Source organism: Paenibacillus liaoningensis (genome assembly GCF_059609455.1).
The window spans coordinates 59,974-70,927 of sequence record NZ_JCAALU010000025.1; the positions used below are offsets into that span (position 1 = coordinate 59,974).

Genomic DNA, 10,954 nt, shown 5'->3' on the forward strand with positions numbered 1-10,954 from the left:
GCAGATTGTCTCCGTTAAATACTTCAAAATCGAAAGGTACGGGTTTCTTGTAGAGGCAATCATCATATCTGTACTGACGAATGAAACTGAGCTGATGTTGAGGTGAGTCTCATTTAGAGCATGATTCAATCGCAATATAAAAACTTGGTAAGCCACCGTTATTTATGGAATGCATCATACAATCTTGATAAAACTTTGCACCATAATCTCCTCGCGCTTTTCAGTTTGAACTATCTCTACTGCACTCGACTTATCATACTATTAATTGGAACTAAACTCCCGCTTGTTTGGAACGGATCAAGTTCTGGTCATCGCAAAATAACAAGAACTTGATCCGAAACTACAACAGCCCGAAGATTTCGTGGATTTCATTTAGACAATTTTCTTGTCAACCGACATTTCACACATATCTGCCAGTTACTTGTACGACAAAAAGGAGCTGCCACGAGGTAAGCTCCTTCACTATCGTTATACAGACGATTCTATGAATGAGTATCTCGATTAATTGTGGATTGATTACTTTGCTTGATTTAATCGATAAAATGCACATATTGCAGGAACCTTTTCAGTATAACCGCTGCCTGCGCCCTCGTTACATACTCCCTTGGGGCAAAGCGTCCGTCTACCATCCCTTTCATAATGCCGTCTTCCGATGCTCGGACTACCGCAGCTTGCGCCCATGAAGAAATGGAGTCTCGGTCCGTGAAAGCATCCAGATGGCCTCCCTCTTGCCCATCGCTATCGGTTCCATGGCTGGTGAAGGTTAAGGCGCCAGCAATCACAACGGCTATTTGCTCGCGGGTAATTGGGTCGTTAGGCGCAAAACGGCCGGCACCGATGCCGCTAATCAGCCCGCTATCCACTGCCGCATTTACTGCAGATGCATACCATGCGAATGCAGGAACATCCGCAAAACGATCACCGTCCTCGCTCTCCTTCATGGATAGCCCTAGCGCACGAACGAGCAAGGCAGAGAATTCCGCTCGTGTAATGGTTCCCTCTGAGTCAAAACGGTCGGCTGCCACACCGTTCACCAGCAGCTTGGACGCCAGATGCTCCACATCCGCTTTCGCCCAGTGTCCGGTTAAATCGGCGAACGTTCGGGCTTGCACATTTACGACTGTGTACAAGCTGTTATGTGGCACGTTCAGAATCGCCTCGTTAGTGCCGTCTGGACCGGTTCCCATCTTTGCCGGAACAAAAACGACGGTTCCGTTTTCCGGGATATACTGAACGGCAACTAGGTTACGGTTTGTGATCTCTCGGTCTAACTTAATGGTCCGGATCGAGTACGATCCGCCATAGTCGCTCACCTCCAACATTTGCCCGTTTGCTTCGACCATCACCTTGTAGTCAATGACGTCGGCGAAAACAGAAAAACCTTGGGAAACGCCGATCCGATCGATCTCTTGTCGAATATGCTCGCCAGCCAGCACCTGTATGATGTTTACGGTCAAATTCGATATTTCCGCGTCGAGACGCTCCGCAAAGCCGATCAGATCGATCGCGCTTAACCGCAATTGGTAGCTAGAATCGTTCAACCTCACCTCGATAATTGTATTAGGATTAGCTTTGACCATATCCGCGAGCCAGTCAGCTTGAAACTGTGCCTGTACCGCTTGCTCCCGATTGCCGGTTGTAATGCTGATAAACGGTTCGGTCGCATCTTGCAGGAGTTCCAGCACTTGCTCCCTCGTCCGTTCGGTGAGGATGACTTGCTCGATCACCGTGCCGTCCGAACGCTTGACTTGTTTGATGTCGGATGGATCGACAAGAATTGTAATCCCGCCATTCGGATCTAACTTCACAGTCGTCCCCGATGTGACCGGTCGACTGCCGTTATCCGACGAAGACGGGGTTGAGATCCCAGTAACAGTGATGGTTTTCACTACTTCATTGCCTGCTTCGTCTAGGGCATAAACGGTATAGTCGCCGTTGGCAGTAGTGGTGAATTGAGGTGTGGCCAAAATATCGGTTCCTTTCGTTCCGCCGGCAAAATCAACCCCACTAAGATTTCCAGGCAGCCAACGGAGCTGTGTCAGCTCATTTCCCGCAGCTCCGCCGTACACGCTTGCCATCACACTGATCACTTTACGTTCCGATCCGTTCGGTGCAACCGTCAGGGCAACTTCGGGCGGTATCGCCACGATACGTATTCCGTTCGCGTCCGGTGCTACGTAAGTTAGCGAAGCCGGGTGTCCGCTGGAGGTGCGAACGATGCTTGCACCGTCCGGGAGCTCCAATGATGCAGCAACTTTAATTCCGTCAACATCCGCGAGCCCAGCAGGAACTTCGAATTCGAAAGTAAGTTTTGTCACTGCCTTGCCGCGCGCTCCCATATATGGGGCATATACCGTCTGAGTGGCGGAATTGTCTCCAACCATGATCGGAACGACCGGTGTCCCTATCACGGTTACTTCATATCCGTAAAATACCGTAAAGCGAAGCGTGTCGCTCGTTCCGTACAAATCATTGGCCGATGCGGTTAGCACCATCCCCACCCAAGCGGCTTCAAATACCGCCATAGCGTCGTTCAAACTGACAGTAGCTTCATCCAAACGAGTCTGAGATTGATTTTCCGCATCGTCGGCAATAGCCTGCGCTGCATCTATCGCGGTCTGCAGGGCAGCGCGGTCTCCTGCTGAAGTCTGCCCTACATCCGTACCTTCTGGATGATCCGTCAACGCCTGCTGCGCCGCCGTGATCGCCGCCCCCAGCGCCGTTGGAGCACCCGCTTGTATAACAGCGGTTTTAAAGACTTGAACCGCTGAATTTAACTGGTTAACAGCAGTATCCAGTTGATCCTGCGTGTAATTGCCCGCGTTATCGAGAATCTGCTGCGCCGCATCCATCGCAGTTTCCAGCACGGTGCGAGTTCCTGCCGAAGTCTGCCCTACATCCGTACCTTGCGGATGATCCGTCAACGCCTGCTGCGCCGCCGTGATCGCCGCCCCCAGCGCCGTTGGAATGCCCGCTTGTATAACAGCAGCATTAAAGACTTGAACCGCTGAATTTAACTGGTTAACAGCAGTATCCAGTTGATCCTGCGTGTAATTGCCCGCGTTATCGAGAATCTGCTGCGCCGCATAGGACGCGGTCTGCAATGCGGTGCGCGCTCCCGCTGACGCCTGCCCCACGTTCTCCCCTTGCGGATGATCCGTCAACGCCTGCTGCGCAACCGTGATCGCCACGCCCAGCGCCGTCGGAATGCCCGTTTGAAGAACGGCGGCATTAAAGACTTGAACCGCTGAATTTAGCTGGTTAACGGCCGTATCCAGTTGATCCTGCGTGTAATTGCCTGCGTTATCAAGTATCTGCTTCGCCGCATTGGCTGCAGACTGCAGTGCGGTGCGCGTTCCCGCTGACACCTGCCCCACTTTCTCCCCTTGCGGATGATCCGTCAACGCCTGCTGCGCCGCTGTGATCGCCGCCCCCAGCGCCGTTGGAATGCCCGCTTGTATAACAGCGGTTTTAAAGACTTGAACCGCTAAATTTAACTGGTTAACGGCCGTATCCAGTTGATCCTGCGTGTAATTGCCCGCGTTATCAAGTATCTGCTGCGCCGCATAGGACGCGGTCTGCAGTGCGGTGCGCGCCCCCGCTGACGCCTGCCCCACGTTCTCCCCTTGCGGATGATCCGTCAACGCCTGCTGCGCAACCGTGATCGCCACGCCAAGCGCCGTCTGAATGCCCGTTTGAAGAACGGCGGCATTAAAGACTTGAACCGCTGAATTTAACTGGTTAATAGCAGTATCCAGTTGATCCTGCGTGTAATTGCCTGCGTTATCGAGAATCTGCTGCGCCGCATTGGTTGCGGACTGCAGTGCGGTGCGCGTTCCCGCTGACACCTGCCCCACGTTCTCCCCTTGCGGATGATCCGTCAACGCCTGCTGCGCCGCCGTGATCGCCGCCCCCAGCGCCGTTGGAAAACCCGCTTGTATGACAGCAGCATTAAAGACTTGAACCGCTGAATTTAATTGGTTAACAGCAGTATCCAGTTGATCCTGCGTGTAATTGCCCGCGTTATTGAGAATCTGCTGTGCCGCATTGGTTGCGGACTGCAGTGCGGTGCGCGCCCCCACTGACGCCTGCCCCACGTTCTCCCCTTGCGGATGATCCGTCAACGCCTGCTGTGCCGCCGCGATCGCCGCTGCCAACGCCGCGGGATTGCCGGCCTGGACAATTTGCGCATTGAATGCCGCGATTGAAGAGGCCAGAGGAGTTGCGGCGTTAGCCAGGTCGGAGGCGATGGAGGCATTACCGATTCCGTCGATAAAAAGCATGGCTGCGTCATAGTCTGCCGATAAGTCGTTGTAGGCATTGGTCGAAACTTGTCCTACGCTGGTGCCTACCAGGTAACTTTTCAACAACGACTTGGCGCTAGAGACCGCTTGAAATAACGCCGTTCCGTCCACAAACGTATGTCCGTTGCTCGACGCATAAACGGCTACGGGAGAATTCGCAATTCCGAATATTTTCAGATTGCCCGGATTACCCGCAAATACACCTGTCCCAAAAGTTGTTGCATTGCCTAACACAGTTATGCTTGTTAAGTTGTTATTATAGAATGAACTACTGGCGACATTCGTTACGCTGGCCGGGATGACAAGTTTCGTAATGTGATTGGTGTCGAAAGCCCCGCCATTAATCGTCTTCAAATTTTCCGATAATTTAATCGATGTCAAATTATTCATATAAAAAGAATAGTTGCCGATCGTCGTCACACTATCTGGAAAAACGACTGTTGTAAGCGGATTGTTCTCGAATGCGCTGGCGCCGATCGTTAACAAACTGTCTGGAAGGTCTATGGAAGTGAGGCCAGTATAACGGAATCCATATGTTTGAATTACCTTCACGTTGTTCGGAATCACGACGCTCGTAATTTTAGGTTTGCCTGTACCGTACGTATCAAATGCTGATCTCCCAATTTCGGTTACCGTCGTACCCGCGTACTCAGCGGGAATAACCACATTCAGATCCGTACCCCTGTAGTCCGTGACCGTTGCGCCATTGGAACCGATTGTAAAAGTAAAATCGTTCTCAGCTGCATAAACAGGTAGAATCTGCGAGAATGAAGTCCCGAACGTAAATAATGCAATTAATAGACATAAGACTGATTTTTTCATGGTTTTTCTCCTTTACTATAACTTGAAGTGAGATGACGAAGAGTAGAAATTTGTCGGATGAGCGGGATAGGGATAGGTTTCTGCAACTGGATGGCAACTACATTTGATTATAAAGAAGGCTAATAAAAGAATAATGAAAAAATCAGCCAATTTCGCGCAGTATCAATACTTACGAGTTTTTGACGTTTTTGTAAAGTCGGTTTTGAAAAATGCCGTAATATCTAAAAGTGATATTGGAGGGTCTCTTGGGGTATTTTTGGCGAACGAACGAGAGGAAATCGGAGTCTGGATGGTCAGGCAAATTAGTGTCTCAACGAGGCGATGTGAAGCATACGGCAATCGGTTGCATGCTGTCGTCGATCCAGCCAACGCCAAATGACAAGAACTTGAGCGTATAACTAAAAAAGATCGTGATTTACGGACATTATTTAGAAAATATTCTTATCATCTGACAATGAGTCATGTGACTAGGTCAGGAATCTTTTTCTTTCCTCATGGAGGTAGAACAAGGAGCAAGATCGCCGTGGATCTTGCTCCTTGTTTGTTGTGTTTTTGTCCGTTGAAAATAATATTATGTTGGTTATAAAAATATCCCGATGTACCAAGGCTTTAAGTCACATCGGGACTGACTAAGTTGTGACAAATTTACGTTCCTAGGACGTGTCTGAAAACTAAAGAACTTTGTGTTATGATTTGAGAAAAACGATTGGAGCATTAATCATGATACAAAGGCGGTATGAACTTAGCGATGAACAATGGGAACAAATTAAGGATATGTTCCCTCCCTATCATACAGGACGTCCGTCAAAATTAAGCAATCGCATCATGTTTAATGCCATTCTTTGGATCGCTCGTAGCGGTGCTGCTTGGCGTGATTTGCCAGAAGAACGTTACGGTTCATGGAAAACAGTCTATAGTCGTTTCTGTAAATGGAGAGATACGATTACTTGTTGCTATCTTCCAAGCGCTTCAAGTAGAAGCGGATTTTGAAAACTTGAGCATTGATTCTACATCAGTTAAAGCCCATCAACACAGTGCCGGTGCTAAAAAAACGCAGAAGGACACGAAGTAAATCAGCACATTGGCATCATTCGTGGTGGAAAGACAACCAAACTTCATACTTTAGTCGATGGCTTAGGAAATCCCCTCGCTTTTCTTCTGACGGGTGGTCAAGTCTATGATTCCACTCCAGCGATAGATTTACTCCAAGAATTTAATATTACGGGAAGCCACATTCTTGGCGACAAAGCGTATGGCTCTGAAGCGATTCGGAATTGGATTACGGCCAGACAGGCATCCTATATCATTCCGCCTAAATCAAATAGTCGAAATCCATGGAAAGTGGATTGGTATTTGTACAAAGAACGACACTTAGTGGAGTGCTTTTTCAATAAAATCAAACATTTTCGCAATCTGACGCGGAAATGGTCAGGATCTAGCGTCGTAAGTTCGTTATGCTTGCGTAACTCTTAATCGAACTCTTTGTCCCCATGCTCGTCCGTACTCCCGTATCCCTTCATAGAGCGCATTAGCAAACCTTTACCGGTCAGGGGCCGTAAAGGTTCACTAATCAATTCATCGCAAACACAATCAAAAATCTTGTCGAGGTGTTAAAGGTTCGCACGGAAACGCAACCCATCGATGAGAAGAGAAACAATATTTTTTACATGCTCTATATCACCATTGTTGTTTACTGACGTACAAAGGCTCGCAACCGCCCACAACAATTCGTCTGGCGTAATTTCAGTACGTACTTCATTAGCAGTTGTTGCTCTTTCAATCAAAATCTTCAGAGCAGGGCTTAATTCCTCTACAAAACAGATAGGTAAAGTTTCGTATGCTGGATCGTTAGAATGTAGAGCTGCCGCGAGTCCACGTTTAGTCGCTATGAACTCCAAATAGCGCAACATCCATCGTTCCAGTGCCTCAACAGGTTTATATTTATCGGCTAAGTCTATCGCAGCATCTGCGCAAGCATCAATCTCCTGACGAAAAACAGCTTCAATTAAATCAGAGCGTTGTGGAAAATGACGGTAAACAGTTCCTACTCCAACGCCAGCCTTTTCCGCAATCTCTCGAACAGGAGCGTCTACCCCTGAAGTTGCAAACACTGTCATTGCTGTTTGGAGCAAAGCATTAATGTTGCGCTGTGCGTCGGCACGCACGTATCGAGTTGTTTGCTGTCGAGGCTCTAATCCATCACTTCGATCTTCCGTTTTATCGTTCATTTAAGTAATATCCCCCATTAGTAAGTTCTATATCCCAATAAATATAATATAACACTAAATTGACTGCACTGAATATTCTGATGTGCAACAGTCATGACCATTACTTCAAATAGTTTAAGAAATATTAATATATTCGAATTTGATAGTGATGAAGACCCACAAAGTGCCTTTCTCCACTTTTTTAATATTGTCGCATATTCAAAAACATCATGGGTAATAGAAACTCAATAATTAGTAACTATTTTTCATCAGAAGAGAATTTTCATAAACCTCTTGTAAACGGAACAATATTCCGTATATAATAGGAACGCGGTTCCGTTTATGCCCGACTATAGCAGAACAAAGGCGGATTCGCAAATATTAAAGATTAGAAGAGAAGGGACGGAATATTTATTATGAAAATCAATATGAACGCACCCTCTACCATCGCCTCTGTGAAGTCGATAGTGCTAGAATCCCTAGGTCGTGGCGAGGATTTGTTAGTAAAAGTATCAGCGCCAACGACCGGTCGAGACTTACCTATCATTGTTTTCTCACATGGTTCTGGCTCATCGTTGGATGGTTACGGCCCCTTGGTTGACTTCTGGGCTGCACACGGCTTCGCGGTCATACAACCCACCCATCTCGACTCGAGGACAGCGGGTCTCCCTAAGGACGATCCCCGCATACCTGGGATCTGGCGTTCCCGAGTCGAAGACATGAAGGTGATTCTCGATCAGCTTGATCTTCTAGAATCTGCTGTTCCCGGTCTGAGCGGTCGCCTTGACCGAAGCCGCATCGCCACAGCCGGACACTCCTTCGGCGGCCAAACGGCGGGCAATCTTTTGGGCCTGCGAGTTCTCAACCCGAAGACCAAGAAGGAAGAGGACCTATCCGACTCGCGCATCAAAGCGGGTGTGCTGTTCGCCACCGCTGGGCAAGGTGGGGACAACCTGACACCGTTTGCGGCCGAGAAAATGCCGCACCTGAACGTGAGCTTCGAGCACATGACCACTCCTTCCCTTGTGATCATCGGGGACCAAGACTACATCCCGCAAAAGTATCAGCTGACCGTCCGCGGCCCGGAATGGATGGCAGACCCTTACTTCTTAAGCCCGGGAGCCGAGAGCCTGCTCACCCTCTTCGGTGCAGAACACTCACTTGGCGGAATCTCAGGTTACGAGGTTAAGGAAACAACGGATGAAAACCCAGAACAAGTCGCTTTGATCCAGCGGGTCACATGGGCTTATCTTCGTCATGCGCTCGATATTGAACATGACAGCTGGTCGGCAGTTAAAAAGTCCTTGTCAGAAGATAACAATCCAGTCGGTCGAATTGAATCCAAGTAAGTTCTAATAAGCCCTAGACTCGCTCCTTTACCAGCCTCTCACTGGCAAAGGAGCATAACTACTGTACGTCTATAATGTAAAGGATAATATACAGCAAGGGTGGCATGACATATATGGTAAATAAACGATCTGTCCAGCAAATCAATCGAATAGGCATCGTGGCAGTTCTCATGCTGGGAACGTTTATTGCAACTCTCAATCAAACGTTAATGACTACAGCGCTGCCACATCTCATGCAAAGTTTTCATATTACACAGAATACGGCGCAATGGCTAACCACGGCATTCATGTTAGTAAGTGGTATTATGATTCCGATAACAGCTTTTTTAATACAAAGATTCTCGACGCGATCATTATTTTTTACAACTATGGGTCTCTTTGGGTTAGGTACTTTAATCTGTGCGACTACTCTAGATTTCTCGTTCTTGTTGACTGGACGAATTGTCTAAGTTTTAGGCGCGGGTATTATCATGCCACTTCTATTTGTTATATTTCCAAAAGAATAACGGGGAACGGCTATGGGAATTTTCGGCCTCGTTATTGCATTTTCACCGGCAATTGGTCCATCCCTGTCCGGTTGGATTATTGACCATTATCAATGGAACGTGCTATTTGAAATCCTTTTACCGATTGTTCTATTCGTTTTGATTGCTGCTTATTTCATATTAAGGAATGTAACCGAAAGCACTTCTCCAAAGTTTGATATGTTGTCTATCATTTTATCTTCACTTGGCTTCGGTGGCTTGCTATACGGGTTTAGCATTGCGGGAACGGCTGGTTGGGGCAGTTACTCATTTATACTAACAATAATTGGTGCTTTGATCGTTCTAGTTTGGTTTATTATTCTACAATTAATATTAGAACGACCCATACTCGAGTTTAGAATATTCCAATACAAAGTATTTTCTTTGGCTATGACCCTTGTCGCTATTATTTTTATTGTTTTTATCGGTGGCATGACCATGCTACCTATCTACACACAAAAAATGCTGGGGTATTCCGCTTTGGAATCTGGATTGATGTTGATGCCCGGCGGGATTGTCATGGGAATCCTGTCACCAGTCGCAGGAAGAATATATGACAGAGTTGGTCCTAAATGGCTTTCCATCTGCGGGCTAGGTATCGGAAATAAGTGCCCAGGTACTCCTGTTTATACGGTCAGTTCCATCGGCAAACACAATTTTAAGCCCTTTATAGTCGAATTCATTACCCAAAGTCTGGAATGTCTAATTTATTTATTTGATAGTGAACTCCCTCGTTCAGCATAGTTAGGCAATATTTAAACCTGCTCTTAAGACTATATTAACTTCATTATGCTTTAAATATAAGAAAAATAATTTTTTCCTAGTATATCCTCTAATGGAATACTTGACTGTGTTGTTGACGATTGATAAAAATTAATTTATGAACAGTAGTGCTTATATCTTCCTCTGAAGAAGTTAACAGCTGTCTTAAAACCGAGTCTACAAGGCAGATTAAAATTGCAATTTGTTATATTTATTAAGATCATTCACCTCTCTGCTCTTCATTAGTTTAAAATCGATGAAATCTAATATACTTCTTTGATCAATTATATTGAGCTTTCTATACATAGATAAAAGACTTCCTTCCTGTGCAGTAAGTGAAAATATGTTGTTCATCTCCTGTCGTTCATACGACTGTGAAGTTCCTTCAACCAACAACCAGTTCAAGTCAAAATCATATTTGGTTCTGATAGCAATTAAAGTATCGGCAGATGGTTTACTGATGCCTTTTTCTATCTCACTTAAATTACCCTGTGAGATTCCGAGGGCTGCTGAAAACTCAACTTGGCTTTGATTAAGTAATTTACGATAAGCTCTAATTTTTTCTCCGATCATAACAAGTTCACCCTTTCTTTACTGTTCCCCTAAACAATCGTGCAAAAACTAAATAAGCACCCGGATTATCTCAATCTATAGTAAAAAAAATCATAGGGTCTAAAAAGGATATTTATTATCAATTATTTTCAAAATCCACAAAATCATTCACTAACAAAATGGCAGAAAACCCTTACGTATCAAGGACTTTTCTGCCACAAAGTTGTCTCACTATGATGTTATAAGAAGTCTCAAACTATCATATAATTAGTCTCAAAATATGTTATAACTCACAAATGACCTAGAAACTTAAGCATACCGTCTGTAGAAAACTAAAAATAACTGTCCCCAAAACACCCTCCCTCCAATCCGCCCCAATCCCTTACCCCACAAGGTCTCACCGCCAATTCTGAGATAAAAATTCCTGTCCCAAA

The 10,954-nt window shown here is 46.3% G+C and carries 5 protein-coding genes and 2 pseudogenes; 4 read left to right on the forward strand and 3 right to left on the reverse strand.

Going from position 1 to position 10,954, the window contains the following annotated elements; translation table 11 throughout:
- Positions 1 to 530 precede the first annotated feature (530 nt).
- The gene (locus AC6B99_RS30305) at positions 531 to 5,126 is read right to left on the reverse strand and encodes a leucine-rich repeat protein (protein ID WP_496664929.1); all 4,596 of its coding nucleotides are present in this window, start codon (positions 5,124 to 5,126) and stop codon (positions 531 to 533) included.
- 245 nt (positions 5,127 to 5,371) lie between these two features.
- Between AC6B99_RS30305 and AC6B99_RS30310 the strand changes: the two genes are divergently transcribed.
- Entirely contained in the window at positions 5,372 to 5,524 is a 153-nt protein-coding gene (locus AC6B99_RS30310) for a hypothetical protein (protein ID WP_496664930.1), read from the forward strand.
- A gap of 319 nt (positions 5,525 to 5,843) precedes the next feature.
- Positions 5,844 to 6,599 (forward strand): annotated as a pseudogene (locus AC6B99_RS30315) (IS5 family transposase).
- Between the two features lie 137 nt (positions 6,600 to 6,736).
- Here the strand turns inward: AC6B99_RS30315 and AC6B99_RS30320 are convergent.
- On the reverse strand, positions 6,737 to 7,354 hold the full coding sequence (locus AC6B99_RS30320) for a TetR/AcrR family transcriptional regulator (RefSeq protein ID WP_056041024.1): 618 nt from the start codon (positions 7,352 to 7,354) through the stop codon (positions 6,737 to 6,739).
- 395 nt (positions 7,355 to 7,749) lie between these two features.
- Between AC6B99_RS30320 and AC6B99_RS30325 the strand changes: the two genes are divergently transcribed.
- Both AC6B99_RS30325 and AC6B99_RS30330 read left to right on the forward strand, forming a co-directional pair.
- The gene (locus AC6B99_RS30325) at positions 7,750 to 8,682 is read left to right on the forward strand and encodes an alpha/beta hydrolase family protein (RefSeq protein WP_496664931.1); all 933 of its coding nucleotides are present in this window, start codon (positions 7,750 to 7,752) and stop codon (positions 8,680 to 8,682) included.
- A 170-nt stretch (positions 8,683 to 8,852) separates the two neighbouring features.
- Positions 8,853 to 9,950 (forward strand): annotated as a pseudogene (locus AC6B99_RS30330) (DHA2 family efflux MFS transporter permease subunit).
- A 207-nt stretch (positions 9,951 to 10,157) separates the two neighbouring features.
- Here the strand turns inward: AC6B99_RS30330 and AC6B99_RS30335 are convergent.
- Complete coding sequence (locus AC6B99_RS30335; RefSeq protein WP_494879604.1) at positions 10,158 to 10,541, reverse strand: helix-turn-helix domain-containing protein; 384 nt, start codon at positions 10,539 to 10,541, stop codon at positions 10,158 to 10,160.
- Between the last annotated feature and the right edge of the window lie 413 nt (positions 10,542 to 10,954).